The sequence below is a fragment of the Peptoniphilus genitalis genome, from assembly GCF_023614525.1.
Classification (GTDB): Bacteria; Bacillota; Clostridia; order Tissierellales; family Peptoniphilaceae; genus Peptoniphilus_A; species Peptoniphilus_A genitalis.
On sequence record NZ_CP097885.1, the window covers coordinates 596,121 to 621,495 of the forward strand.

The 25,375-nt window shown below is 33.8% G+C and carries 26 protein-coding genes and 2 pseudogenes; 4 read left to right on the plus strand and 24 right to left on the minus strand.

Annotated elements, in window-relative coordinates:
* Positions 1 to 49 precede the first annotated feature (49 nt).
* From M9426_RS02935 to M9426_RS02945, 3 genes are read right to left on the minus strand one after another with little or no spacing between them, the layout of a single operon-like run.
* Positions 50 to 814, minus strand: a complete 765-nt coding sequence (locus tag M9426_RS02935) for a hypothetical protein (protein WP_250342396.1) — start codon at positions 812 to 814, stop codon at positions 50 to 52.
* Positions 814 to 1,500 carry an ABC transporter ATP-binding protein gene (locus M9426_RS02940; RefSeq protein WP_005953841.1) on the minus strand — a complete coding sequence of 229 codons (687 nt, stop codon included), beginning with the start codon at positions 1,498 to 1,500 and terminating at the stop codon, positions 814 to 816. Before M9426_RS02940 ends, M9426_RS02935 begins: the two co-directional genes overlap by 1 nt.
* The gene (locus tag M9426_RS02945; RefSeq protein ID WP_005953798.1) at positions 1,497 to 1,856 is read right to left on the minus strand and encodes a GntR family transcriptional regulator; all 360 of its coding nucleotides are present in this window, start codon (positions 1,854 to 1,856) and stop codon (positions 1,497 to 1,499) included. Before M9426_RS02945 ends, M9426_RS02940 begins: the two co-directional genes overlap by 4 nt.
* Positions 1,857 to 2,274: 418 nt before the next feature.
* Here M9426_RS02945 and M9426_RS02950 point away from each other — a divergent pair, with 418 nt between their 5' ends.
* A complete protein-coding gene (locus tag M9426_RS02950) occupies positions 2,275 to 3,405 on the plus strand; it encodes an aspartate-alanine antiporter-like transporter (RefSeq protein WP_250342397.1) in 1,131 nt (376 codons plus the stop codon).
* A 110-nt stretch (positions 3,406 to 3,515) separates the two neighbouring features.
* Here M9426_RS02950 and M9426_RS02955 read toward each other — a convergent pair whose 3' ends face one another.
* From M9426_RS02955 to M9426_RS02995, 9 genes are read right to left on the minus strand one after another with little or no spacing between them, the layout of a single operon-like run.
* Positions 3,516 to 4,169 carry a V-type ATP synthase subunit D gene (locus M9426_RS02955; protein ID WP_250342398.1) on the minus strand — a complete coding sequence of 218 codons (654 nt, stop codon included), beginning with the start codon at positions 4,167 to 4,169 and terminating at the stop codon, positions 3,516 to 3,518.
* The gene (locus tag M9426_RS02960) at positions 4,159 to 5,550 is read right to left on the minus strand and encodes a V-type ATP synthase subunit B (RefSeq protein WP_005953871.1); all 1,392 of its coding nucleotides are present in this window, start codon (positions 5,548 to 5,550) and stop codon (positions 4,159 to 4,161) included. Before M9426_RS02960 ends, M9426_RS02955 begins: the two co-directional genes overlap by 11 nt.
* Entirely contained in the window at positions 5,547 to 7,319 is a 1,773-nt protein-coding gene (locus M9426_RS02965) for a V-type ATP synthase subunit A (RefSeq protein WP_005953829.1), read from the minus strand. Before M9426_RS02965 ends, M9426_RS02960 begins: the two co-directional genes overlap by 4 nt.
* Positions 7,300 to 7,941, minus strand: a complete 642-nt coding sequence (locus M9426_RS02970; RefSeq protein WP_005953902.1) for a hypothetical protein — start codon at positions 7,939 to 7,941, stop codon at positions 7,300 to 7,302. The genes M9426_RS02965 and M9426_RS02970 overlap by 20 nt, the downstream gene beginning before the upstream one ends.
* On the minus strand, positions 7,942 to 8,256 hold the full coding sequence (locus M9426_RS02975) for a V-type ATP synthase subunit F (RefSeq protein ID WP_005953787.1): 315 nt from the start codon (positions 8,254 to 8,256) through the stop codon (positions 7,942 to 7,944).
* On the minus strand, positions 8,256 to 8,675 hold the full coding sequence (locus tag M9426_RS02980) for an ATP synthase subunit C (protein WP_005953789.1): 420 nt from the start codon (positions 8,673 to 8,675) through the stop codon (positions 8,256 to 8,258). The genes M9426_RS02975 and M9426_RS02980 overlap by 1 nt, the downstream gene beginning before the upstream one ends.
* 14 nt (positions 8,676 to 8,689) lie before the next feature.
* Entirely contained in the window at positions 8,690 to 10,597 is a 1,908-nt protein-coding gene (locus tag M9426_RS02985) for a V-type ATP synthase subunit I (RefSeq protein ID WP_082705813.1), read from the minus strand.
* A 22-nt stretch (positions 10,598 to 10,619) separates the two neighbouring features.
* Positions 10,620 to 11,627 carry a V0D/AC39 family V-type ATPase subunit gene (locus M9426_RS02990; RefSeq protein ID WP_250342399.1) on the minus strand — a complete coding sequence of 336 codons (1,008 nt, stop codon included), beginning with the start codon at positions 11,625 to 11,627 and terminating at the stop codon, positions 10,620 to 10,622.
* Positions 11,620 to 11,943: a hypothetical protein gene (locus tag M9426_RS02995; protein ID WP_250342400.1), complete on the minus strand. Its 324-nt coding sequence runs from the start codon at positions 11,941 to 11,943 to the stop codon at positions 11,620 to 11,622. Before M9426_RS02995 ends, M9426_RS02990 begins: the two co-directional genes overlap by 8 nt.
* A 438-nt stretch (positions 11,944 to 12,381) precedes the next feature.
* On the opposite strand from M9426_RS02995, the pseudogene M9426_RS09315 reads away from it, so the two are divergent.
* Both M9426_RS09315 and M9426_RS09320 read left to right on the plus strand, forming a co-directional pair.
* Positions 12,382 to 12,777 (plus strand): annotated as a pseudogene (locus tag M9426_RS09315) (transposase).
* A gap of 2 nt (positions 12,778 to 12,779) precedes the next feature.
* A pseudogene (locus M9426_RS09320) lies at positions 12,780 to 13,100 on the plus strand (ISL3 family transposase); the annotation flags it as partial.
* A gap of 177 nt (positions 13,101 to 13,277) precedes the next feature.
* Here M9426_RS09320 and M9426_RS03000 read toward each other — a convergent pair.
* Genes M9426_RS03000 through M9426_RS03045 form a run of 10 tightly spaced genes read right to left on the minus strand, consistent with a single transcriptional unit; the run spans position 13,278 to position 22,470 of the window.
* Positions 13,278 to 14,480, minus strand: coding sequence for an ABC transporter permease (locus tag M9426_RS03000; protein ID WP_005953785.1), 1,203 nt, complete (start codon positions 14,478 to 14,480; stop codon positions 13,278 to 13,280).
* Entirely contained in the window at positions 14,480 to 14,905 is a 426-nt protein-coding gene (locus M9426_RS03005) for an FMN-binding protein (RefSeq protein ID WP_005953904.1), read from the minus strand. Before M9426_RS03005 ends, M9426_RS03000 begins: the two co-directional genes overlap by 1 nt.
* A complete protein-coding gene (locus M9426_RS03010) occupies positions 14,902 to 15,621 on the minus strand; it encodes an ABC transporter ATP-binding protein (protein ID WP_005953892.1) in 720 nt (239 codons plus the stop codon). The genes M9426_RS03005 and M9426_RS03010 overlap by 4 nt, the downstream gene beginning before the upstream one ends.
* Positions 15,622 to 15,632: 11 nt before the next feature.
* Complete coding sequence (locus tag M9426_RS03015) at positions 15,633 to 16,781, minus strand: ABC transporter permease (RefSeq protein WP_005953770.1); 1,149 nt, start codon at positions 16,779 to 16,781, stop codon at positions 15,633 to 15,635.
* Positions 16,771 to 18,054: an ABC transporter permease gene (locus M9426_RS03020; protein ID WP_005953865.1), complete on the minus strand. Its 1,284-nt coding sequence runs from the start codon at positions 18,052 to 18,054 to the stop codon at positions 16,771 to 16,773. The genes M9426_RS03015 and M9426_RS03020 overlap by 11 nt, the downstream gene beginning before the upstream one ends.
* 8 nt (positions 18,055 to 18,062) lie before the next feature.
* The gene (locus tag M9426_RS03025; protein WP_285044433.1) at positions 18,063 to 19,325 is read right to left on the minus strand and encodes a DUF2318 domain-containing protein; all 1,263 of its coding nucleotides are present in this window, start codon (positions 19,323 to 19,325) and stop codon (positions 18,063 to 18,065) included.
* Positions 19,326 to 19,382: 57 nt separating this feature from the next.
* On the minus strand, positions 19,383 to 20,048 hold the full coding sequence (locus tag M9426_RS03030; protein ID WP_005953869.1) for an iron transporter: 666 nt from the start codon (positions 20,046 to 20,048) through the stop codon (positions 19,383 to 19,385).
* A gap of 9 nt (positions 20,049 to 20,057) precedes the next feature.
* Positions 20,058 to 21,395 carry an FTR1 family iron permease gene (locus M9426_RS03035; protein WP_250342402.1) on the minus strand — a complete coding sequence of 446 codons (1,338 nt, stop codon included), beginning with the start codon at positions 21,393 to 21,395 and terminating at the stop codon, positions 20,058 to 20,060.
* Positions 21,396 to 21,397: 2 nt separating this feature from the next.
* The gene (locus tag M9426_RS03040; protein ID WP_005953819.1) at positions 21,398 to 22,075 is read right to left on the minus strand and encodes an ABC transporter ATP-binding protein; all 678 of its coding nucleotides are present in this window, start codon (positions 22,073 to 22,075) and stop codon (positions 21,398 to 21,400) included.
* The gene (locus M9426_RS03045; protein ID WP_250342403.1) at positions 22,075 to 22,470 is read right to left on the minus strand and encodes a DUF4418 family protein; all 396 of its coding nucleotides are present in this window, start codon (positions 22,468 to 22,470) and stop codon (positions 22,075 to 22,077) included. The genes M9426_RS03040 and M9426_RS03045 overlap by 1 nt, the downstream gene beginning before the upstream one ends.
* 148 nt (positions 22,471 to 22,618) lie before the next feature.
* Here M9426_RS03045 and M9426_RS09325 point away from each other — a divergent pair, with 148 nt between their 5' ends.
* On the plus strand, positions 22,619 to 22,798 hold the full coding sequence (locus tag M9426_RS09325) for a transposase (protein WP_082705814.1): 180 nt from the start codon (positions 22,619 to 22,621) through the stop codon (positions 22,796 to 22,798).
* A gap of 267 nt (positions 22,799 to 23,065) precedes the next feature.
* Here M9426_RS09325 and M9426_RS03050 read toward each other — a convergent pair whose 3' ends face one another.
* Together M9426_RS03050 and feoB are read right to left on the minus strand one after the other, a co-directional pair.
* Positions 23,066 to 23,206 carry a FeoB-associated Cys-rich membrane protein gene (locus M9426_RS03050; RefSeq protein WP_250342404.1) on the minus strand — a complete coding sequence of 47 codons (141 nt, stop codon included), beginning with the start codon at positions 23,204 to 23,206 and terminating at the stop codon, positions 23,066 to 23,068.
* Between the two features lie 21 nt (positions 23,207 to 23,227).
* Positions 23,228 to 25,375, minus strand: a complete 2,148-nt coding sequence (feoB, locus tag M9426_RS03055; RefSeq protein WP_250342405.1) for a ferrous iron transport protein B — start codon at positions 25,373 to 25,375, stop codon at positions 23,228 to 23,230.

Below are 25,375 nucleotides of genomic sequence, written 5' to 3' on the forward strand. Positions count from 1 at the left end.
CTTTATCGTAATAAAAAAAGGCCCGTGGGAAGCCCACGAACCATTTTCTTTAACTTACTGAAATCCTCTTCTTATGCATATAATAAACTCCAGCGAATAAGGCTATTGTTTCTAAAATCATTGGGATTAGTATTCCTATTCCCATCCCCCTCATGAACACATCTCCATTGTTTAGGAAGAGTTCTATATTTGTAAACAAGTCAAATTTATCTAATACATAGATAACTGCTCCTTCTATCATTCCTAGTCCTATATATACAAGGACCGGTCCGCCTAGTCCAAATCTTCTAAGTTTTTTGCCACCACCAAGGGTAACTGCAAAGATTATGCTAATTATATTGTTAAATAAAGCAATTAGAACCCAAGCAACACCTATTAATATATTTCTTACTCCAACTTCATTTATTAGCTCATTTATATCTGCCCAAGATATATTTATTACTCCACCATCAACAGAAGGTGCAGTCATAAATAGGAAACAAATTAATGCCACATAAAGTGAATAGATTGTAAACATTATAAGATAATATAAAAATCTTGAAAAAGTTTTTGCTGATGGACTTATTGGTGTTGATTCATAAAATAGGGCGCTGTCGCCAAAGAACATATTGTAGTCGCCAACTATTACTGTTATAGCTGCTGCAAAGTAGCCAAACATTAGCGCCATCATGCCTATTGCAACTGCACTGACACCAATTTTATTATTAACATTTGAAAATAGCACTCCAAAGAGAATTAGAGCAACTGGTAAAACTGGTATAAACCAATTATTTCTAAAGTGATTTCTTATTTGATGTCCAAGTAATTTTCCCATTAAAATACCTCCGTAAAGTAGTCTTCTATACTCATATTTTTTTCACTTCTTATTTCATCTACTGTCTTGTTAAGACTAATCTTGCCTTCTGAAAGGAAGAGGACCCTGTCAAGTAGTGGCTCGATTTGATTTATCAAATGAGTCGATACGATAATTAGAGAATCTTCTTCAAAATTATTTAAAATAGTTTGGATGATTGCCTTTCTAGCTGAAGGGTCAACTCCAGAAATTGGTTCGTCTAAGAGGAAGATCTCTGCCTTTCTTGAAAGACTAAGAGCAATTTGCATTTTTTCTCTCATACCCTTACTCATTTCTTTGACCTTGGCTCCTTGTGGAAGTTTAAATTCTTCATAAATCCTATAAAACTTTTCTTCGTCAAAGTCCTTGAAGAATTTTTTGTAAGTTCTAACAACTTCCTTTACAGAAAGTTTATCGCTAAGAGCAAACTTGTCTGGTTGATAAGATAAAATTTCTGCTGTCTTATAAGAAATTTCTTCTCCATCAATTACCACACTTCCCTTGTAAGTTTTTTCTAATCCTGCAAGGATCCTAAGTAGGGTTGACTTACCTGCACCATTGGGTCCAACTAGGCCAACAATTTGTCCCTTATCGAGTTCTAGGTTTAGGTCGTCAAGGACCTTGTTCTTATAGCCCATATTTAAATTTTTTATCTCTAGCTTGCTCATACTTCCCTCCAATATTTGTCTAAAAGTTCCAGTGATTTTTCCTTTGTCATCTTGAGTTCTCCTGCAACTCCAATTAAGTCGTCGCAGGACCTATAAAAGGCACCCTTTGCAATTTCTTCTATTAGCTCTTCGTCATCTGTTATAAATCTGCCGCTAGTCCTATTTGACTTGGCAAGACCCTCTCTCTCAAGTTCTTGCAAGGCCCTTTGGACTGTGTTGGGATTAACTCCATAACTTTGGGCAAGATTTCTAACAGTTTCCATTTTTTCTCCACTCTTCCACTCTCCACTTGAAATTTTTAATTTAAAATCTTCTAGGAGCTGGATGTAGATGGGTCTGTTGTTATCAAATTCCATGTTTACCTCCTCCTGGGATTGGCTTATTAATAATTTTTAATCGACCTATCCATTTTATATTAAGTAAAATTTTATTAATATTTTAATCTTAAACTCTTGTCTCTTGTCTCTTGTCTTTTGTCTTTTGTCTTTTGTCTTAATTAGTTTTTTACCAATACAAGAGATTTGTTTTTTTGTATTGTTGTATCAACTCCTTAATACACTAGTTATTATATACAAGCCCTTTTATTTTTGCAAGACTTTTTATTAAATTAATAAATAAAAATTTTTATCTTGGGTATCACTTTTTTTATCTTCTTCCTTAGATAGTTTATGATAATATTTTTTTAATTTTCTTAAAACAGATTTTATCTCTATTAGCTTACTTTACATTGAATTTTCAGAGCCTTATCAAGGGAAGAATATAAGGAGGTATTATATGAAGGAATTATTAATTATATTTTTGATCATGGTCTTGGGATATGCCCTTGGTCATATTAACTTTTTCGGATTAAAGTTTGGTGCATCAGCAATTTTAATTGTGGCACTCTTCTTTGGTCACTTTGGATTTGAAGTCCCAAAGTTTTTAGCAAGCCTAGGCCTTGTACTTTTCCTTGCACCTATTGGCCTCATGGCTGGTCCAAGCTTTATGGCTAATATAAAGAAAAACGGTCTTTCCTTTTTGGCAATTTCATTTATAACTGTTGCCATTGGAGGAGTTTTAATTGTCCTAGTCTCTAAGTTCTTTGACATTGATCTCGCCCTATCCATGGGACTTGCAACTGGAGCTATGACTTCAACATCAATGCTTGGAACTGTAAAGAGCCTTACTACATCAAACTTGCCTGGCGTTGGCTACGGGATTGCCTATGCCTTTGGTGTTGTTGGAGTTGTACTTATTGTTCAACTTATACCACGATTATTAAAGGTTGACGTGGAAGAAGAAAATAAAAAATTAATTCTTCCAAAAGATAATGCAAATACTGTAAAAAAAGATTTTGGAAACTTAATTGATTTTGAAAAGAATGGACTTTTTGCAATAGCCTTAGCTTCCACACTAGGAATTCTACTTGGTTCTATAAAAATTCCCATAGGAAATGTTAGCATTTCACTTGGTGCTGGTGGCGGCTCTCTTATCGCAGGACTCGTCCTTGGTCATTATGGAAGACTTGGCAGGATTAACTTAGTTGTTTCTAACGACAGACTTGCCTTTGTTCGTGACCTAGGTCTTGCCTTCTTCTTGTTGGAATCAGGAGTAAGTGCTGGAACAGGTTTTGTAGAAGTTGTAAGTCAGTATGGAATAAAATTATTTTTTGCAGGAGTTATCCTAACACTTGTGCCTGCTTTAATTTCACTTTTTATTTCCTACAAGGTCTTCAAGCTTCCACTCTTTGCAGCTCTTGGTGCTACTACAGGATCAATGACCTCTGCCCCATCTCTTGGAGCCCTACTCCAAGTTACTAATGGGGACGACAAGGTTTCATCTTTCTATGCGGCTACACAACCAACTGCTACTGTGATGATGGTTTTCTTGCCACAGATAATTAATATTTTCTTTCCAATGAGTTAAGAGTGAGAGATTTATAAAAATTTTCAAAAAATTAGGATGCCCTTGAGGCATCCACTTTTTTCAAGTCATACAAAAAACCCAAGCTGAATTTATTTTCAACTTGGGTCTTTTTATTTGTTCTCTTTATTATCTTTATTTTTTTTATTCTTTTTATTCTTTTTATTCTTTACCTTCTTAAGTCTAAAGAAGTCTTCCCTTTCCTTTTCTGCCAAGATATCTTCAATCTCCCTAATGATATGCTTGTACCTAGGGATTTGAATCTTGTCAAGGGCGTTGGCCCTCTTAGCAGTCTTCTTGATTTCATTGGCAAGCCTAAAGACAGAAGTTTCTATCTCTGCAAGCTCATAGATAACAGGAAGAATTTCTGCAATATTTATCTTTGCCCTGTCAAAGGCTGCGTTAGATTGGTGGAGGGAATAGTCTGCCCTAGCGCTAGGCTTTTCATATTTTATTTTTGGAAGCTCAAGCCCCATGACCGAACGAGAAATAATTTCATAGTCATTTTCAAGGGGAGCTGACTCTCCCATGTCCTTGAGGGATAATGCCCCCATGGATATAGTTGCCATTACAAGTTCAGAGTAAGACTTTTCAAACTTTTCTTCTATCTCGTCTTGCAAGACCTTGGCATTTTTATTTAAGTCCATCATTTCCTTAATAAGGACTGTCCTCTTCTTGTCAAGAAGGTCGTAACCCTTCTCAGCAAGAACAAGGGCATTCTTTGATGCAATTAAATTTGCCTTAGTAGGAGTTACCTTAATCGCCATTATTATCACCTAGATATTTTTCTTTTAACTTAGGATCAATTCTATCAATCATTTGAGCTGGAAGAATCTTTAGTAGTTCCCAACCTAAATCTAGGGTTTCTTTAATATCTCTGTTTTCATTTTGATCTTGACTTAAAAATCTCTTTTCAAACTCGTCGCCAAATTTTAAAATTAATTTTTCGTCCTCAGATATATCATCTTCACCAATAATTTGAGCAAGGGCTCTAGTCTCTTGTACCTTTGAATAGGATGCAAAAAGTTGTGAAGATAGGTCTGGATGGTCCTCCCTTGTGTAACCTTCACCAATGCCGTCCTTCATAAGTCTTGATAGGGATGGAAGAACATTAATTGGTGGATAAACTCCCTTGGAGAAGAGGTCACGACTTACTACAATTTGACCTTCGGTGATGTAACCTGTAAGGTCAGGGATTGGGTGGGTGATATCATCGTTAGGCATTGTTAGTATTGGGATAAGAGTCACAGATCCTTCGCTGTCCTTAATCATACCTGCTCTTTCATAAAGAGCTGCCAAATCAGAATAAAGGTGACCTGGATAGCCCTTTCTTGATGGAACTTCTTCTCTTGAAGATGAAACTTCTCTTAGGGCTTCTGCATAAGAAGTGATGTCTGTCATTATTACAAGAACTTGCATATTCTTTTCAAAGGCAAGGTATTCTGCAGCAGTAAGGGCACACTTAGGTGCAATAAGTCTTTCCATGATTGGGTCGTCGGCATAGTTGATATACATTACAACCTTGTCGATTACACCAGAGTTTTTAAAACTTTCTCTAAAGAAGTCAGCTTCGTCATGCTTTACACCAATTGCTGCAAAGACAATGGCAAAGTTATCCTTTCCACCCTCATCTGCTATCTTAGCTTGTCTTACAATTTGAGCAGCAACTTCGTTGTGAGGAAGTCCTGATCCAGAAAAGATTGGAAGTTTTTGTCCCCTAATTAGGGTCATAAGTCCATCAATAGAAGAGATACCTGTTTGGATAAAGTTTCTTGGGTACTCTCTTGCTGATGGGTTAATTGGTCTACCATTTATGTTGTAAACATCCTTTGAATAAATGGCACCGCCCTTGTCAATTGGGACTGCTGTACCATTAAATACCCTTCCTAAGATGTCTGATGAAAGAGGTATTTCAAAAGGATGGGCTGAAAATTCTACCTTTGTATTTTTTGTTGATACACCAAGGTTGTTGCCAAATACTTGGACAACTGCCCTGTCTTCATCTATTTTTATAACTTGACCAATTTCAGATCTCTTGCCGTCTTTTGAAATAATTTTTACAACTTCACCGTAGCTAACTCTGTGAAGATTTGAAAGTTCTAGTAGGGATCCTTCAATTCTATCAAGTGTTAAATATTCTTTTTTCATTCTACATCACCATAAGTTGAGGCAAGCTCTCCATAGAAGTCGTTAATTTCATTGTTCAAGCTTACAAATTTCTTTAAGTTTTCGTTTTCTATATCGTACTTCATGTTGATTACTTTTCCATAAAGTTTGTCGTTCTTGATTACAGAAATAGGAATCCTTAGCTTTAGGGCTTCCTTTCCCTTTTCATATAAGTTGTCTATAGTCTTTAACATTTCAAATTGCTTTTCAAGTGGCACAAAGGTGTCAATTGGGTTAAAGGCATTTTGTTGTAGGAATCCAACCTTAACAACACGACAAATTTCTAGGACAAGTCTTTCTTCGTCAGGAAGAACATCTTCACCAACAAGCATTACAATTTCATTTAACTTGGCTTCCTTGTGAAGGAGGTCAAGGTATTTGATTCTTAAATCTGGTAAGTCACCATCAAGTCTCATGTCGTAGTAATTTTTAAGAAGTGGAATGTAACCTGAGTAAGAGTTCATCCAGTTAATAGCTGGATAGTGTCTTGAGTAGGCTAGTTCCTTGTCAAGTGCCAAGAATACATTTACGAACCTCTTAGTGTTTTCTGTAACTGGTTCAGAGAAGTCACCACCTGCTGGTGAAACTGCACCAATAAGTGTTACTGACCCTTCAGTTCCTGATAGGGTATTTACATAACCAGCTCTTTCATAAAAGCCTGCAATTCTTGAAGGAAGATAAGCAGGGTAACCTTCTTCAGCTGGCATTTCTTCAAGACGACCAGAGATTTCACGAAGGGCTTCTGCCCAACGAGAAGTGGAGTCCCCCATGAGTGCAACGTGATAGCCCATGTCTCTAAAGTATTCTGCCATAGTTACACCCGTATAAATTGATGCTTCACGAGCAGCTACTGGCATGTTTGATGTGTTGGCTATAAGGATTGTCCTGTCCATAAGAGCCTTGCCAGTGTTAGGGTCAATTAGCTTTGGAAAGTCTTCCAAAACCTCTGTCATTTCATTACCACGTTCACCACAACCAATGTAGATAATGATATCGGCATCGCAATACTTTGCAATTTGGTGTTGAGTCATTGTCTTACCAGTACCAAATCCTCCTGGGACAGCAGTAGTTCCTCCCTTTGCAATTGGGAAGAATACGTCGAAGACCCTTTGACCTGTTACAAGTAACTTGTCAATGGGAAGTCTTTCCTTAACTGGTCTTGGAATTCTTACTGGCCAGTTTTGATACATTTTTACTTCATTAATCTTTCCAAATTCGTCCTTAACTTTTAAAAGAACTGTTTCAATATTGTATTTGCCATCTTCAAGGATCTCTACAACTTCACCAGATACTTCTGGTGGAATCATGACCTTGTGAGTTATGATATCAGTTTCAGGAACTTCTGCAAATATTTGTCCTCCATGGACCTTGTCGTGAAGTTTAACCTTAAAGCTTACATCCCAAAGTTTTTCTTCATCAAGGGAAATAAGTCCAATACCTTCTGGCATAAAGGAACCGTGTTTTTCTTTTATAACTTCAAGAGGTCTCTCAATACCGTCAAAGATACCTCTTATCATACCAGGTCCAAGCTTAACAGAAAGTGGTGCTCCAGTGGAAATAATATCTTCATCACGTTTTAAACCTTCAGTTTCTTCATAAACTTGAACTGTTCCAAGGTCTCCATCAATAGAAATAACTTCGCCAATTAATTTCTTTTCGCCAACTAGGACCATTTCTCTAATCTTGTAGTCAGCCATGTTCTTACCAATTACAACAGGTCCGTCAACTGATTTAATTGTTGCTCTTTCCAATGACTTCACCCCTTTCCTTTAATTTTTCATGTAGTGTTGATCCAATTTCATATTTCATGTCATCAAGTTTATTCTTTAGAGAAAGGTTGATGTTGTAAGTTCGATTGATATCAGACACAATGAAGCCACCTAAGTGGTATTCAAATAGCTGGTCTAACTTAAGTTCAACTCCCTTTTCCTTTGCAATTTCTTTAAACTTGTCTACTAGTTCTTTTTTCTCATCGTCCTTAACATAAAGGTAGATGGCCTTTTCGTCTATTTCATCTAAAATATTTCTAAAGCATTCAGCTTCTTTTTCTACATATTCATCTGTCTTTGTAAATTCTAAGAGTCTTTCTGAAAGAGTTTCTAGAAGTTCATTTAAAAGTTTTTCATCTTCTTCAAGGAAGAGAACCCTTTTTTGCTCTTCGACAGAGGCAATAAGTTCATAGCCCCTTCTCTTAGCAAGGTTAACTCTTCTATCAACATAGGCCTTTTCATCTTCTTCAAGAGATTTTATCTTGTCTTCAAGAATCTTAGCTGCCTTTTCTTTTTCTTCCTTAATTCTCTTTTCACACTCTTCTTTTTGCTTTAGAAAAACAATTTTGTTGAATATGGCAATTTTGTTTTCAAGTAAAATCATTTAATCACCTACAGCTTTCACACCAACAGATTCTCTGACATATTTTAAAATAAAGTCATCTTCCATCTTGCCATCAAGGTCTGGGATAGTTACCACTAGGGGAAGGGCTCCAGATAATTTAAAGTCTAGGACTTCCTCTTTTATTTCCTTAAAGGAAGAATAAGTTAAGATAATTATTCCTATACCCTCTTCTTTGGTGTAAGATTTAAAATTTTTTAAAAGTTCAGATCTGTTATTACATTTAACAGACCTTACGCCAGCTAGGCGAAGGCCGTTAATAATATCGTCGTTTGATGTTAAAAGAATTGATCTCATTATAGTCTTCCAAGAATCATAATTGAAATGATAAGACCATAAATAGCGATACCTTCTGCAAGTCCTAGATAAATCATTGATTTACCAAGAATGTTAGGGTCTTCTGATACAGCTCCAATTGCTGCAGAACCTACATTAGAAACGGCAACACCAGCACCTAGTGAAGCAAGACCAGTTGAAAGACCTGCTGCTAAGAATCCAAGTCCGTTACCACCTGTTGGAGCAGCTGCAGCTGATGCCATTTGTGGAACTAGAGATATAAGACCAAATACGAAAACTGGTGCGAAAACAAAGAGGTTTAATTTCATAAAGGCACGAGCAAACTTTCTGTTCTTGTCTGTCCCCTTATATATAAAATAAAAACCTGAAACTACCATTGAAAATACAGTTAAAACTCCTAAAATAATAATTTTTTCCATAATTAAACTCCTTATTAATAAATTTTGTCGGCTTTAAATAATACGCCATCCCCACTATAATACTTACTAAACATTTCATAATACTCAAGTCTAAGCGATTGAATAAATACAATAAGACCTTCTAGGGCAAGAATTAAGATATTGCCAAAAATTAAGACTGCAATATTTCCTCCCCTTGATCCAAGCATTTCTCCAAGAGTTTTAAAAGCCAAGAATAAACCAACGTGGTTAATAGCAAAGGCCCCAACCCTTATAAAAGAAATAATTGAAGACATAGTTGAAAGAAGGGCTTCCAAGAGTCCAAAGGAGGACTCAATATAATAATCTGCGGCAGATTCTTCTGGCTCCTTCTTAAATAAAATCTTAAGAATAGGCCTCTTTAATAGCATGATCACAAGAGATCCAAATAAAATTCCCATAGAAATATTCTTAGGAAGAGGAGATGAACCCCCCATTACGGAAATACCTATGTTAATCATGGCTATAAAAATTAGAACTCCCAAGAATCCTTCCTTTGCGAAGAAGGCTTCATCAGGTCTGCCACTTTTTAATCTATTGTAAATACCAATGCCATAGGCTATGGCAAGTAAAATAATGCCGAAGTAAATGGCTGTTACAAGTGTGCCATTGATGTCTTCAAAGGGCCTAAACCAAAGGGCAGGAATAATTTCTTCTATCCCAAAGACTGACCCGTACATTAAACCAAAGAACATTGAGGATGCTCCCATTCTCAAGAGGAGGCCTCCAAAGTCCTTGTTCTTCTTAGCTAACATTAGTCCAGCAACTGCAAATACTGCCCCTTGACCTAAGTCGCCAAACATTGCACCAAAAAGAATCATGTAGGTAATTCCAAAAATCACTGTTGGGTCAAACTCACCGTAACTAGGAGTGCCATACATGTTAATTAATAGTTCAAAGGGCTTGAAAAAATTTGCGTTTTTAAGCTTTGTAGGTGTCTTCTTACTTCCCTTCTTAGGGTCAAAATATTCAATATCAATATCTTTGTACTTGGAGAGCTTTTCTTCTAGTTTTTTTGTATCGCTAAGACCAATCCAACCAGAAAGATAAAAATACTTATTTGACCTAAGCATATATTTCTTTGCCTTTTCAATTTCTTCATAGGAAAGCATATGGGCAAGGCTTATCCTTAGCTCTTCATTCATTGATTCCAAAAGATTTTTCTTATACTCTTCGATTTCAAAAATCTTTCTCTTTATATTTTCTTCCTCTTCTTCAAGATTTTTAAAAATTAAACCTGCTGTACCTTCGACATTTTCGCCAAGAAGGTCAACTTCTGTAAAGTTCAGACTATTTAAAACCCTATCAATATCCTTTTCTGTTTCCTTTGGATAGATAACGAGGAAGAGTTCCCTATTGTCCACTGTGCCTGTGTGATAAATCATAGCAAGGATATTTCCATAATTTTTCTTTAACCTAAGCCTTGCATCCTTGTCCAAGAAACCAAACCTAGTGTTAAAGTATTTTAAGTCAGCAATATCCTTTAGGTCTATATCAACATTTTTGAAAAGTTCATAATTTTCCTTTAGGGTATCTAAAATCTTTAGACTTTCCTTTGTGTTTTCATATTCATTCATCTTTTCGCTAATATTTTTGACAAAGGAATCCACATCTTCATTTATATCTATTCTTTCGAAGTACTTGTCCTCAATCTTGTCAATGCCCAAGAACTTCATAATTTCTTCAGCCTTTTTTGCACTGACCTTGTGAGACTCATCTTCTTCAATAGGTTCAATATAATTAAGTTCAAGATTTCTTTCTAGGTTCTTATCTAGATTCTTTTCATCATCTAGGCTGAAAACAAACTTGTTTTCTGCAATGTTTGTTTCAGCAGACATAAATTGCATACATTTTAAATTTAAAATATCCAAAATGATGGAATCCATATCTTGAATCTCGCCCATTATATTAGCGACCTTCATTCTTTCAACGGCCAACTTCTTCACTTTCCTTTCTATCAACGATCATGTATCTCAATTTTTCTTCTTTACTTAGGCCAAACCTAGTAGCCTCTAAGATTCTTTCTATATTTGCAATTTCTGAATCCAGAAGAATTAGAAAACTCATGAATTTTCCTATGCCATCAGTCTTCCTAAAGTTCCTATTTGCTATGGAGTAGAGGAGCTTTTTGGAAGTCCTTCCAGTTCTTATAACTCTGCCATCCGCAAAGAGAATAGAATATTTTGAATTTTTAATTTCCTCTTCAAATTCTTCTTCCTCTAAGTAGGATAGGTGGAGGAGCTTTTCAGAATTATAATTTCCACCAAAGATTGTAAAGTTAAAAATTTCTTCGGGAGAAATGTCATAATATTTTTTTGCCCTATAAATCCAAATGATATTTAATAAGTCTATCTTGACCCCGAAAATATTTTTGAACTCAGCATGGTCCTTCTTAGATAGGGACTTCACAGATTCAGTTAAGTTCCTATAATAAAACTTGTCAAGATTCATCTCAATGGAGAAGAGAGCCTCCTCATCTGTGGATGACTTGTAGTTTTTCATATATTCGTAATAGGGAGTGTCCCTCAAATTATCTATGAAGGATTCAAAGCTTTCTTCCTTAAAGGGAATTGACTTAGGCCCAATAATTAGCTTGTCAACCCTTGGCTCCTTATTCATCCTAAGAGCCCTAAGAATTTTTACAATTTTTTCTATCTTTTCTCTTTGCACGTAGGCCTTAATAAAGTCTGAATACTTTCCTGGCAAGAAGGCCTGAAGCTTTTTTATCTGTCTTCTTCTGTAGTCTTCTAAAAATTCTTCAATCTCATATATATCTGAAAAGGAATCAATGGTCGGGAACTTCTTTTCCTTTAAATAGTTAAGACAAAATCTTACGCTGTCTCCCTCTGCCATATTCACAAAGTCATCGTAGACTAAAAAGTCCGAATGCATTTTTAAAATCTTAGCATTTAAAGCCTTTAGACCTTCAAACATTGGAGTCCCTTCCAATCAATTTGTCGAAGACAACTTTAATTAAGTCCTCAGAAGTTTTTTCATAATAAGCTTCAATTTCTTCTAGGTTCTTTTGATTTTCTTTTCTTAAGTCATCAGCCTTATTTTCAAAGTCTGATAAGATTTCATCGCTTTTCTCTTTACCAAGTAGCTTTGACTTTTCTATTGATTCATTTTCAAGATCTGTTAACTTTTCTCTCAAATCTTTTTTTATTTGTTCAATTTCTTTATCAGTATTTTCGACAAGTTCTCTAGTCTTTCGATCTATTGCCAAAATACTATCTATGCTTTCTTTCAAAAATATCACCACTCTTCTTTTATTCCTTGCGTAACTTTCATTATATTACTTTCAATTTCTAATTCAAGGGATTTACGCTTGCTTTAAAAATTTCACATTCTTTTCACATTCCATATAATGATTTGTAATTTCATATACAAAAATTTTTTTCATAAGTTTTTTCTAATAATACTATTGTTAAAACTTTTATAAAAAAATGAATTTATTATTTTATTTTTTTAATTATTAGTAACTAATTGAAAATATTTTACATCAAATAATTTTGTTTAGATTTTCGAAAATATTTTTTACTAAAGTCTTGGGAGATTATTTTTATTTTTTATTTACAAAACTTCAATCCTTATTCTATAGACTACTCCTTAATAATAAGTTACAAACTAGCAAATTTTTTAATCTTATTCTCATAAGTATTAGAATTAAATAAAAAGGCTCTATAATATCTGTTGGAAAGTAAAATCTCTAGATGGTTCCAAGCACTCTATAATTGATATTTTGCCTACTAGAGATAAGAACTTTTTATTTAACTATTTAAAAAAAGTTCCCAACAAGGAGAGACAAGGTGTTAAGTTTTTTGTAAGTGATATGTCCAATACCTTTAAGTCTGTCAAGAATAGGTTCTTTAAAACTTCTATTCATATAGTTGATAGGTATCATTTCATAAGGCAAGTTTCTTGAGCTTTAGAGAATGTTAGAAATAGAATTCAAAAGGATATTTCTTCTAAGCTAAGAAAGTATTTTAAGAAAAGTAGGAGCCTATTTATAAAACCTGCTTCTAAGCTAACAACTGACCAAGCTAAAGATGTTTCTTTAATGCTTGGTTTTGTGAAGATTTAAAATTAGCATATAGGTTAAAAGAATTATTTTACTGTATCCCCTGTGGGTACCAATATGTTCTTACTCAGCCCAATAGAGTTAGAGCAACTAAATCTTTAAGGGAATGGATAAGAAGAGCAGAAGAATCTAATTTAAAAGAATTTAAATCTTGTACCACTGCTTTTAATAAATGGTTTGATGAAATATGTAACTCTTTTGATTATCCTTGGTCTAATGATCCCCTTGAAGTTACTCATACTAAGATAAAGACTTTAAAGAGAAATTGTTTTGGTATGAAAAATTTCAATTTGTTTAGAAAAAGAATTATGTTTGCTTGTAAGTAGTGATAGGAAAACAGAAAAATTCCGTAAAACCCCTAGTGGTTTTATTTGCTATGTTTATTTTTAATAGTTTTTACTTATTTTAGTTTTGATATTCTATTAGCGCCTAAGTATTTATTTTTAAATGAAAAGAGAGACTCGAATTAACGAGTCTCCCCAATATTTGACATAGAGCCTATTTTAATCATTATCCCTTTGCATCAATAATAATTCTACTTTATTTATTTTATTAATAGCAATAATTGAAGATATTGGTCCTAACAAGGTTCCCAAAATTATTACTATTATTAACATTAAAATCATAAGGAATATATTCGGTCTTAAAAAAGGCATATTCAAAAGTGATGAAAATACATTATTGAAAGTTATACTTAAAACAAAGGAAAGCACAGAACCTATGACTGCACCTGTACCATTAATTAGCATAGATTCAATAAGAACTACTTCACTGAGTTTTTTCTTTGTTGCTCCTAATATCCTTATGGTTGCAAATTCTCTTTTTCTTTCCTTAACTGATAAGGTATTTACAAGACTTAAAATAAAGAAAGCTAGTATCCAAATCAAAGCTATCAAAATATACACATATACAAGCATGTTTTTTGCTGAATCTGAAACTTGTGTCATTATTTTTCTTGGCAATAAAGGATACACTTTTTCTTTTTTAAATTCTTCTTTAATAAGTTTTTGAATTGTTTTTGGATCTTTGTTTTTTTCAACTTTTACTAAAATAGAAGATATATCATCTTTTTTTGCCACCGGATGATTAATTATCTTTTCATATTCCTTGGCTAATCTATGAGTTTCTTCTATTGTCATAAAAACTGAATTATCAAAACCCATGCCAGTTTTTGCAAGCCTACCTCTTATCTCAAATTCTTGATTAAAAAATTTAACCTTATGATTAATAGTCCCCACAATGTTAGCACCTACAACAACTTGCCCAGCTTTAATTGGAGTTTTAATCTGTTTTTCAAGCCAAGGTTTAACGCTAAAGTCATCAGAAAAGTCAATTCCTATAACTTGAATGGGAAAAGAACAGCATCCAGCAGAAAGTGTAGCTAGATAAACTTGACCACAGGCTTTTTCAACTCCTGGTATTTTTTTTACTCTATTTAATATATCCTTGTCAAAAAAGAATGTATTAGGTTCTCCCCTTAATATTGCACCTGTAATTTTGGAATCATAACCTTCTGGGACTACTATAATGTCTGCTCCCATTCTATCTGATAGAGAATTCATGCCGTTTTTAAGAGAAAAAATTATAAATGATGACATGAATAATATAAAAGTTAAAATTCCTACAAGTAAAATCAAGGTAATTGACCTTGCCTTTTTATTTTCTATATTCTTTTTTGCTAAATTAACTGTGTATAAATCTTTCATTATTTTGCATCAGCAAGAGCATTATTACAAGCTTCAATAAATTGCTTGTAGGTTTGTGTTGCCCCCGAAATAACGTCCACTCCTTCAGGACTTCCTTTTTCCACTAATCTATCTGGGTATGACTTTGCAAGATTTATAGCTTGTTGGGCAATCTTATATAGTCCTTCATTTTGGCTTTGACCATAAGATTCATCCTTTTCTTTTCCATCTCCATCAATGTTTTGCATTGTGCAAGATTCAATCTTATTGTCTTTAACAGTTATATCCACCTTTACAAGTCCGCCTCTTTCATCTTTGGCAGATTCTCCATGATATGTGCCGTCTTTATAGCTTACGCTTGGAGCTTCTTCTTTTTTATCTCCTCCACAAGCAACTAGGACAAGCCCCAAAGAAAAAATTATTAATACATTTAAAATTTTTCTCATATAAACTCCTTAAGTTTTTCATCTTTTATTGTAGAATCAAGAACAGGTCTTTTTCTTTTCATTTTTTCTTCTTTTGTAATCTTACCATGTTCAAGAGTTATCATTCTTTCAGATTCTTCACCGACTTCAGGGTCGTGAGTTACAACAATAATTGTTGAACCTGCATTGTGAAGTTTTTCAAATATGTCAAGAACTATATATTCATTCTTTTCATCCAAATTTCCTGTGGGTTCATCAGCTAAAAGTATAGCAGGATGATTGATAAGAGCTCTAGCTATACATACTCTTTGTTGTTCCCCACCTGATAATTGGTTAGGTAAGTGCTTTGCTCTATCAGCAAGACCTACTGCAGCCAAAGCTTCCATTGCTTCTTGTGCATCTGGCATAGAATGATAATATTGTGACATCATTACATTTTCCAAAGCACTTAAATAATTAACTAAATGAAATTGTTGGAAAATAAGTCCTATCTTATCCCTTCTAATAACTGTTAGTTCCTTGGGTGATTTTTTTGCTATATCTTCACCATCCAAAATAACTTCGCCAAGTGAAGGTTTATCCATGGCACCAATAATATTCATCATTGTTGTTTTACCAGAACCTGATGGACCCATTATAGAAATCCATTCGCCCTTTTCTACACTTAAATTGATTTTGTCAAGGGCTTTAAGTTCACCATAAATTTTTGAAACATCTACGAGTTTTAATATATCCATAAAATTCCTTTCTATTCTCCACGAAGCACTAAAGCTGGATCAATATCAACAGTTTTAGATACTGGTATTAAAGATGCAACTATAGTTATTACTATACAGACAATAATTGTCATAGGTACTAAAAGAGGCAAGAAACTTACCTTTCTAGCAAATACCGAAATACTTACTCTATTGGCAAATATATATCCTAATGCAACACCTAAAAGTCCACCAAAAACCCCCAAAAATGCTCCTTCACCTAAAAAGTCAACAATTACTGACGAATTTGTGGCGCCCAAAGCTTTCTTAAGACCTATTTCTTTACGCCTTTCAGTTACAACAGCCATCATTGTTGTGGATACACATATCATCATTATGAATAATACTATTATCGTTACAATGAAGACAAGAGCTTGTAATTTATTCAAAACTATATCTTGTGAGGCGGTAACTCTTTTTACCATTTGTGGAGTTAGAGATCCATCCTTTTGTGAAATATTTGATACTATTTTTGAAAGTTCATTTTGTTCAGCTTCTACTGAATATTCTACGACATCATAATTTTTGTCTTTAACAAGCTGTGAAATATCATCAATACCCATAAAAATAAGTTCTTCTTCTTTACCGCCTGTTGTTACAACTCCTGAAACAACAAAATTAGTATCTATAGAACCTTCTCCATTAACTTTGGGAGTATTTATAATAATTTTATCTCCCTCTTTTAATCCCAAAGCCTTTGAAACTTCATTACCTATTAAAACTTCTCTTGGTTTTTCAGGCCATGAACCATCAATAAGCCAGTATGGAGAATTTTTTTTCGCTCCCTTTAAATCTGTACCTGCAAGCATATAAGGTTGTTCATTAATTTTTGCATTTGTATAAATATAGGGTGCCTGACCGACAAGCTTTCCCGATGGAATTAACGATTTAATTTCATCTAACTGTTCATTGGTAATTTTTTTATCAGGGTTAGTGGGAATTACCAACATATTTGCACCATAAGACCTAAACTCCTTACCCATTTGTCTAGGAATATCATAGTAAATAGTAACAAGTCCTGAAATAATTGTTGCTCCCATAGCTATAGCAAGTAGTGCTGTTAACATTCTTGCACGTCTCCTTGCCAAGGAAGTCATTATCATTTTTAAGTAAAATTTATTTTTACTTTGTTTATCTGCCATGTAGTACCTCCGTTGGATTTAAATTCAAAAGGTATCTTATAGCTGGTATTGAACCCAATATTGTAACAAGAATAATAAGTATTGCTACAATAGGAACTACCATAGCTGTTGGAGCTATTGCTGAGCCAAAAACTGTTAGACCAATAATCTGAGTAAGTAGCAGACCAACACCGTAACCTATAACTGTTCCAAATATCGCTGTCAAAATTATTTCCACAAGAATTACACCAATTATTCTTCCATTTGACGCCCCTATAGCTTTTTGAAGTCCAATTTCATTAGATCTTTCCATTACAGATGCTGTAATAAGATTAGAAATACCAAAGCCTGAACCAATCAAAGTTAATACTGTAATTAAAACCATAAGAAGAGTAGTCTTATTTAAAATATCTCCTTCACTTTCTGCAACTTGGCGAATTGGCTTAGCTACAGAATCAGTCATTACTTCTGTTATTTGATAACAAATAGCAGAAACATAAGCTGTACAATACCATACTTCCCGTTCCTTAATAGTTAAAGATAGTGGGTTTTTGGCAGCCTTTCTTGCTAAGTCATTGTCCGGTGTAGTAAGAGCTGATACTTCAACTTTATTTACAACTCCAGTAACTCCAGCAAATTCTTGTGCTGTTTTTAAAGTAGCATATATAAATGCATCTTCATCAGAACCTGATGAGAAAATACCCTTAACTTTTAATTTTTTGTCTAAATTATTGCTTTTTAGTTGGATTTCATCACCAACTTTAAATCCATTTCTGTCTGCAAAAATCTTTCCAAGCATAACTGAATCGCTATCATTTTCTGATAACCACTCGCCTTGAACTTCCCACCAGTTTTTAAGTCTAATCATACCAGTATCAATTGATTCTCCAGTAGGCAAATCCATATGATTATTAAACCATGTTCCTACCATCTTAGTATGTTTAGAATCATTATTACAAGAAACCCAAGTGTTAAGATATGGCGTATAGTCTACAATATTGTAAGCCCAAAAAATAGTTTTAATGTTAGGAAGTTCTGATTCCTTTAAATATTTTTGAACCTGCCCCTCTTTTTCTTGCATGCCATACAAATCATCAAGAAGGGAAGCTTCCTTAGGCAATACATTAATATTTGCTCCATAGGTCTTTAATTCTTGATTAACTTTATCTCCAACACCGAGCATGGTATTTAACATTGAAGTGGCAAGAGAAGCTCCAAGGGCAACTGTAAATGCTATAAGAGCCATCTTTCCTTTTTGTCTAAAAAGTGCTCCTTTAACTATTCTCCAAAACATAAGCCCTCCTACTTAAATACATAAGACAATGCGTCAAGATCTTTTGGCGCAATCTTTATCTTTTCATCATGGACAATGTATGGGAAAGGTATCGGGTTACATCCACCCTTAAAACCTATTGTACCCCTATTCATTACAACGTCGCACAACTTACAAATAACATCATCGCCTCTTTCAAAATATCCAGATGGACCACATATCTCGCAAGCATCAAGTACAACTCCATAAGAACCTTCTGATTTTTTAATACAGAAAAATCTCATTTGTGCACCATCCTTTGCCTTATACAAATATCTGTGCAAATGCATATCCTCTAAGCTGCTTAAAGGAATAACAATCATTCCATTTTCAGTTTGATAATCTTCTGGTGGTGAAAGAGCCTGTTCCTTATTAGCATATGCCTTTCCAGCCGTTAATGAAAAAGTATTAATAAATAAAACGACAAGGAAAAAAATTGCCCAACGTCTTTTATTCTTCATTCTATACTTTATTTTTCTTAACTGAGCTCTATTGCTATATTCTTCATTAACTTTAATATTTTGCTTATATAAAATTACTGGAATAGCAATCATAATTAACATTGTTGCAAATAAAAACACATTTTCGTGATTAGCTATAAATGCAATAACTCTAAAAAAGTTAACATTTCTAGGAATAATCCCTTTAGAATAAAACCTTTGAATTATGATATTAAATTGGCTGATACCCGAACATATCAAGCTCAAAAAAACAATAATCTTTAAGTTTTTACCTTCAAGTTTAACTGAAGACTTATATATGGCAAGCCCTGATAAAATCATCATGATTATCCCAAAAACAAAGCCTAAAATCCTAAAAAGTACAATAGTTGAAACAGCACTTTCGCCATAATATACAAATTTGTTTGATTGGTTAAATACATACGGTAAATAATAAAAACAAATTCCTACAAGATAAACAACAACCGATGCTGAAATGAAATTATCATAAATTTTAGCATTTATCTTATCTTCAAATATCATAAAAATTAATATTAAAAATACCGAGATAACTATGGGTACCATAGACCAGAAATTCAATTCTGTTCTATTAATAAAATTAGGTATATTTCTTATAATTATTGAAACAATTGCTGCAATTACCCCTAAAACTAAAGAAATTATAATAACATACTTTTTATATTTGCTCTCTTTAGTTGTATAATAGGCAAGTATTAAAGAAATCATTAGAGAAAAGGCTATTCCCGCCTCCATAACTTTAATAAAAATTTTTAAAATAATTTCACCCCCCATAAATGCATATAAGGGGAACATGAATTCCCCTTCAAAATATTAAAAACTTTCAAAATTTTACCATTGTGGTCCGTTCCATTCGAAGTCAGTCCATTCTGCAACAAGTGGTTCTGTCCAGAATCTACCTGTTACACCAGTTTCTTTATCTACGTGTAGTAAGTAGTCATTGCCTGGTGCAGATACTTCGAATTTTACGTCATAAACGCCAACACCTTCGTCAAATTTAACATTTGCACCATAGTGTGGACCATCAGATGCGTTCATTGGCATAAAAGCTACTTCTTGAACATGATCTGAACCTTTCTTTTGTAAATAAGCTTTTACTTTTAACCATGGAACAAAATCACCAACACCATAACCTAATGTTGAACCTTCTTGTGATGCTGTAATGTCAGCTTCAATATGGCAGTCAGCTTCTTCTTTAGGAATTGAGTTTCCTGCTGGTTCCATATCAACTGGTTGGAAATATACACCAGAGATTACTAAAGGTCCTTTAGTTTGGTCATCGCCAATTGGAAATTCTTCAAATCCTGCATCTTCTCCTGGAGCTGCAGCTTTTGCATCTCCTGCTTCTTTCTTGTTTCCTTCAGCTGGTGTTTTTTCTTCTGTAGAAGTTTTAGCTGTATTATTAGCTTTTGTATCTTCTTTTTTACCACAAGCTGTAAACATTAATGCACACACAAGCGTCATAACAACAAGAAATAAACTCTTCTTTTTTAACATAATACCCTCCTATTTTTTTTCTTGGCTGGCTTCAAGCTCAGCTCTAATTTTTTTGTTTCTATTATTTTGATAGATAACAGAAACAATGGTTACTACTAATAGAATAATTTGTGGAATAAGATTTTCATACCTATCGTATATACCTATAGCTTCAGCAGACCATCCATTCATCCAAGGAACTACAGTTCTGCCAATTACATCTGCTTCTTGTAATTCTCCTATGCCCTTTCCTAAGAAAGACAAGCAAAGTATAAACATTAGCCAAGAAGTAAATGTAAAGAATGGTTTTAATGGTAGCCTTACAGAAACTTTAGCAATCAAATAATATACAATTGCAAGTATTATGGCGGCAACTAAAAGTCCAATCCACATATGCATTGGATTTTCAGAAATACCTGTTCTCATACCTTGGAAAAACAAAATAAGTTCTGCACCCTCTCTTGCTACTGCTAAGAATGAAGTGAAAGATAAGGCAAAATAATTACCCTTGGAAACAGATTGCTCAACTTTGTTTTTAATGTATCTATTCCAAACTTCAACTTCAGATTTAGAAAGCATCCAATTGGATACATAGAATAGTACGATAACAGCAAGAAACATCGCAATTCCTTCGAATATTTCTTGTCCCATTCCAGACTCAACTTCTCCCACTGTATTGGCGATGATATTAAATACTCCAGCTAGGACTGCTGAAAAAACAATACCTAGCAAGGCTCCAATATATACACCTTTTAAATAAATTCTATTATTAGTCTTTGATAAATATGCAGCAATGGCAGCTACAACTAAAATGGCTTCAAGTCCTTCACGAAGTGTAAGTCCAAGAACTGCAAAAAATGTGCCATATCTTTTTAGAAGCTCTCCCAACAATTGACCTGTTGAAAGGCTGTTTGCATCTTCTTGACTTTGATCACTGGACTTAGAATCTCCAGAGGTTCCATCAAGAGTATGAGCATCTTCATGAAGATAAGTTATTAGTGCATCAATTTCATCTTTAACTTCTTTTGGGTCTGCATCTTCTTTGATAGAATTTTTTGCTCTGTAAAATTGATGTTCAACCATTGAACCCCTTTGGCCTGAGATTGCAGACATAGTTGTTTTTTCAAATCCAATTTTTTCATAGAATTTAAAGTAAGCAACATTAATTGCATCTGTGGCTGCTTTTTTAGCATCCTTATCTCCAGGCTTGTAAACTTCCACAGCTTTTTGTAAATGTTCTGACATAGCATCAGCTACTTCAACCCAGTTACTATAATTTGTTTCTGCTGCAAAAGCAGGCATGAAAGTGAGGCTAATCATGATTACTATCATTGCAAAAATGCTAGTCCTTTTCTTTAATAAATTCATCTCTATCCCTCTTTTTTTATTAAACTTCCATCTTCCATTTGGCAAAGTGTATTGCCATATTTTAAAATATCAAGCTCATGAGTAACTATGATAAGTGCAGTACCTTTAGAATTTATTTTTTTTAATAAATCCATTATCTCCATAGTAGTGTTTTTATCCAAATCACTTGTAGGCTCATCTAAAATCAAAAGTTCCGGCGAATTAATCATAGATCTGGCTATCAGCACTCTTTTTAGCTCTCCTCCAGATAAATTTTTAGGAAAATCATCTTTCAAATGCAAAATTCCCATCTCATCAAGAAGCATAGCTGCTTTTTCATAAGCAGAGTCATCTCTTTTAAATAGATAATAAGGAAGAGACACATTCTCTAAAACATTTAAATTTGGAAGTGTTCCTAGACTTTGTGGCACAAAACCTATGACTTCATTCCTATATTTGCTAATTTCTCTATCAGAAAAATCACTCATATCTTTGCCCTTAGCAAAAATTTTACCTTCAGTCGGTTTTAATAAACCAGACAAAAGATTTAAAAAAGTTGACTTCCCTGAACCACTTCTGCCAATTATATTGACAAAATCTCCCTCTTCCAAGGTAAAGTTTACATTTTTAACTGCAAAAAGTGTATTAGAACCTCTCTTAAAACTCTTGCTTAAATTTTCAGTTTTAATTATTGATTCCATTATGAATTTCTTTCTTTTATACAATAATAAATATTAACTAAAACCAATATGCCTGACAACAATGTGCAAAATGGAATGGTTTTTGCTCTGCAAGCCATATCAGCTTTCATGCATCCACCAATAAGTACATGAGCGTTTAGTATCTCTAAAATTCCAATTGCTATAATTGAAATAGATAATCCTAAAGATATTTTTGAATCTTTAACTACAATAAGAATGATTGCTAATACTAAAATGACTGCGCCAATACCCATAGTCATATTTCCCATCCAATGGCATTTCATGAACATCCCATTTTCCATAGGAGGACAAACTGGTATTATAAATTTTGGTGCAAGCACTAACAAGAGACCTATAATAGCAGAAATATATCCTAAAATCTTTTTTCTACTCATTTTAATTATCCTTTCTACTTCTCTTTATTGATGACATTGTAATATAAAAACGTGTTTATATTTTTTTGAAAATTACATCAATTAAATATAAATTTGTAATTAATATTACTTAATCATTATTTTTAATTATAGTATGTAATTCCGCCAAATTTTTACAAGATTTTTCCGAAATATATTTAATAAATATTTAAAAGAATTTAGATCTTGTGTCACTTCTTTTAATAAGTGGTTTGATGAAATATGCAATTCTTTTGACTATCCTTGGTCTAATGGTCTTCTTGAAGGCACACATACTAAGATAAAAAACTTTAAAGAGAAATTGCTTTAGTATGAAAATTTTTAATTTATTTAAAAAAAGAAATATGTTTGCATTTAAGTGGCGATAGGAAAAAGGGAAAATTCGCAAAACCCTTAGGGGTTTTGTTGCTATGCTTATTTTTAATGGTTTTTTAATTATTTTGGATTTGATAGTTTATTAGTGTCTAAGATTTGATTTTTACACAAAGAAAGAGACTCGAGTTAACAAGTCTCCCCAATATTTGACATAGAGCCTAAAAAAAAGGAATACCTCCTAAGAGATATTCCTTTAATAATTTTATTTGTGTAAGTGATCTGTTGAGCATGATCCATGACAAGCGTCACAACCACAATCACAAGATCCCTTGCTTTTAATAACTTTTTTAACTGCAAAAGCAATTAAAACTAAAACTACAGCTCCAACTATTATGTTAGCCATATTTTCACCCTCTTAAATTAATTAAATTCCATACTCACTTTTTTTATAAGCACCATACTCATTTTCCTTTACCATATCTGGTCTAAAGATAAAGTATAGGTAAACAAGTAGGATTGCAATAGCAACTCCTGTTCCTAGGTTAAAGGCTTCTTTTAATACTAGGACTCTACCAAATTGATAAATCATAAGAGATACTGTGTATGAGAATACTAGTTGATAGGTAGTTGCTACAATGAAGCCCTTATATGATCCCATTTCAGACTTAATTGCCCCCATTGTTGCGAAGCAAGGTATAGTTAATTGGTTGAAGAATACAAAGGAGAATACTGTAACAACATTAAATTGTGTGTGTAGCAATTGTACAAGTGGTGCTACGTTATCTTCTACATCTCCAAGACCTGCAACAACTCCGTAAGTTCCTACAACTACTTCCTTTGCTACTAGACCAAGGATAGTTGACACAGCTGCCATCCAGTTACCAAATCCAAGTGGTGCAAAGATAAAGGCAAGTTTCTTTCCAATGAAGGCAAGAATTGAATCTGTTGATGCTTCATCAAAGTTTACGAAGTGTCCTTCTACTGAAATGTTCTTTGCGAACCAAATTAAAACTGTCATTAGAAGAATTATTGTACCAGCCTTAACAACGAAGGCCTTTCCTCTATAATAAGTTGCTCTAAATACATTGTATGCTGAAGGTACGTGATATTCTGGAAGTTCCATTACGAATGGTGCTGGATCTCCACGGAATAAGTTAGTTTTCTTTAACATAACACCTGACACAATTACCGCTAAGATACCACCAAAGTACCAAATTGGTCCGTACCACCATACATCACCAAAGAAAGCTGCAAAAAGTGCAATAATAGCTGTCTTTGCTCCACATGGCATGAAGGATGAAACCATAATTGTCATCTTCCTGTCATTGTCATTTTCAATAGTTCTTGTTCCCATAATTGCTGGTACTGAACAACCTGTACCAATTAAGATTGGGATAAAGGATTTACCAGATAGACCAAATCTTCTAAAGATTCTATCTAGGATAAAGGCAATTCTTGACATATAACCACAGTCTTCAAGGATTGCGATACATAGGAATAGGGAAACAATTACTGGTAAGAAACCAAGAACAGCACCAACACCGCCTATGATACCATCAACTATTAGTGAAGTTAACCATTCAGCTACTCCTGCTCCTTCTAAGAAGCTTTGAACACTGCCGCCAACTATATCACTAAAGAAGGTGTCGTTAACCCAGTCAGTGACAGGTCCTCCAACAACCTTTACAGCGAACCAATAAACCACTATCATTATTGCTGCAAAAATTGGAAGAGCCAAAAATCTATTTGTAACAATTTTATCGATTTTATCAGAAGGAGTTAGTCCCCTGTTATTCTTCTTAACAGATTCTTTAACAACTCCAGTTACGAATTCATATCTAGCATCTGTTATGATACCTTCTGCATCATCATCGTATTTTTCTTCAAGGCTAGTTCTTATTTCTTCAAGTCTATTTTTTTCTTGATCATTTAACTTGTAGGCCTTAACAACTTTTTCGTCATCTTCGAAAAGTTTAATAGCAAGCCATCTTTTTGAACTAAGATCTTTAATTTGACTGAAGTTTTCAATTTCTTGAAGAGCTGCTTCTATGTCATCTGTAAAAGTTTTTATTTCATTATTTTGCTTTCCAGCGATGCTCTTCGCTTCAGTAATTAATTCATCAATGTTTCTGTTCTTTAAAGCAGAAATTTCTACAACCTTACATTGTAAAATTTCTGATAATTTATCAGCATCAATAAAGTCCTTGTTCTTTTCCACAACGTCCATCATGTTAAGAGCAGCAATAAGTGGAATACCTATTTCTCTTAATTGTGTTGCAAGATACAAGTTTCTTTCTATATTTGATGCGTCAATAACATCAATAATTACATCAGGTTTTTCATTTAATAAATAATCCCTGGAAACAACTTCTTCTAATGTGTAAGGTGAAAGAGAATAAATTCCCGGTAAATCTGTAAAACTTACGTCTTTATCTTTTTTATACTTACCAGTCTTTTTTTCAACAGTTACCCCTGGCCAGTTGCCAACATATTGATTTGAACCAGTTAAGTTGTTGAAAAGAGTGGACTTACCACTGTTGGGGTTTCCGGCAAGTGCAATAGTAATAGCCAT

Excerpts from the sequence above, each read along its gene's own strand:
- M9426_RS02955 (WP_250342398.1), bottom strand. The coding sequence starts at position 4,169 with ATGGCGATTAAGGTAACTCCTACTAAGGCAAATTTAATTGCATCAAAG.
- M9426_RS03040 (WP_005953819.1), bottom strand. The coding sequence starts at position 22,075 with ATGGAATCAATAATTAAAACTGAAAATTTAAGCAAGAGTTTTAAGAGA.
- M9426_RS03035 (WP_250342402.1), bottom strand. The coding sequence starts at position 21,395 with ATGAATTTATTAAAGAAAAGGACTAGCATTTTTGCAATGATAGTAATC.
- M9426_RS02990 (WP_250342399.1), bottom strand. The coding sequence starts at position 11,627 with ATGTTTGAAGGTCTAAAGGCTTTAAATGCTAAGATTTTAAAAATGCAT.
- M9426_RS02960 (WP_005953871.1), bottom strand. The coding sequence starts at position 5,550 with ATGAAAAAAGAATATTTAACACTTGATAGAATTGAAGGATCCCTACTA.
- M9426_RS02975 (WP_005953787.1), bottom strand. The coding sequence starts at position 8,256 with ATGAGATCAATTCTTTTAACATCAAACGACGATATTATTAACGGCCTT.
- M9426_RS03005 (WP_005953904.1), bottom strand. The coding sequence starts at position 14,905 with ATGAGAAAAATTTTAAATGTATTAATAATTTTTTCTTTGGGGCTTGTC.
- M9426_RS02980 (WP_005953789.1), bottom strand. The coding sequence starts at position 8,675 with ATGGAAAAAATTATTATTTTAGGAGTTTTAACTGTATTTTCAATGGTA.
- feoB (WP_250342405.1), bottom strand. The coding sequence starts at position 25,375 with ATGGCTATTACTATTGCACTTGCCGGAAACCCCAACAGTGGTAAGTCC.
- M9426_RS03010 (WP_005953892.1), bottom strand. The coding sequence starts at position 15,621 with ATGGATATATTAAAACTCGTAGATGTTTCAAAAATTTATGGTGAACTT.
- M9426_RS02945 (WP_005953798.1), bottom strand. The coding sequence starts at position 1,856 with ATGGAATTTGATAACAACAGACCCATCTACATCCAGCTCCTAGAAGAT.
- M9426_RS02935 (WP_250342396.1), bottom strand. The coding sequence starts at position 814 with ATGGGAAAATTACTTGGACATCAAATAAGAAATCACTTTAGAAATAAT.
- M9426_RS02940 (WP_005953841.1), bottom strand. The coding sequence starts at position 1,500 with ATGAGCAAGCTAGAGATAAAAAATTTAAATATGGGCTATAAGAACAAG.
- M9426_RS02970 (WP_005953902.1), bottom strand. The coding sequence starts at position 7,941 with ATGATTTTACTTGAAAACAAAATTGCCATATTCAACAAAATTGTTTTT.
- M9426_RS03025 (WP_285044433.1), bottom strand. The coding sequence starts at position 19,325 with ATGGGGGGTGAAATTATTTTAAAAATTTTTATTAAAGTTATGGAGGCG.
- M9426_RS03020 (WP_005953865.1), bottom strand. The coding sequence starts at position 18,054 with ATGTTTTGGAGAATAGTTAAAGGAGCACTTTTTAGACAAAAAGGAAAG.
- M9426_RS03030 (WP_005953869.1), bottom strand. The coding sequence starts at position 20,048 with ATGTTAAAAAAGAAGAGTTTATTTCTTGTTGTTATGACGCTTGTGTGT.
- M9426_RS03045 (WP_250342403.1), bottom strand. The coding sequence starts at position 22,470 with ATGAGTAGAAAAAAGATTTTAGGATATATTTCTGCTATTATAGGTCTC.
- M9426_RS02950 (WP_250342397.1), top strand. The coding sequence starts at position 2,275 with ATGAAGGAATTATTAATTATATTTTTGATCATGGTCTTGGGATATGCC.
- M9426_RS03015 (WP_005953770.1), bottom strand. The coding sequence starts at position 16,781 with ATGGCAGATAAACAAAGTAAAAATAAATTTTACTTAAAAATGATAATG.
- M9426_RS03050 (WP_250342404.1), bottom strand. The coding sequence starts at position 23,206 with ATGGCTAACATAATAGTTGGAGCTGTAGTTTTAGTTTTAATTGCTTTT.
- M9426_RS02985 (WP_082705813.1), bottom strand. The coding sequence starts at position 10,597 with ATGGGCGAGATTCAAGATATGGATTCCATCATTTTGGATATTTTAAAT.
- M9426_RS03000 (WP_005953785.1), bottom strand. The coding sequence starts at position 14,480 with ATGAAAGATTTATACACAGTTAATTTAGCAAAAAAGAATATAGAAAAT.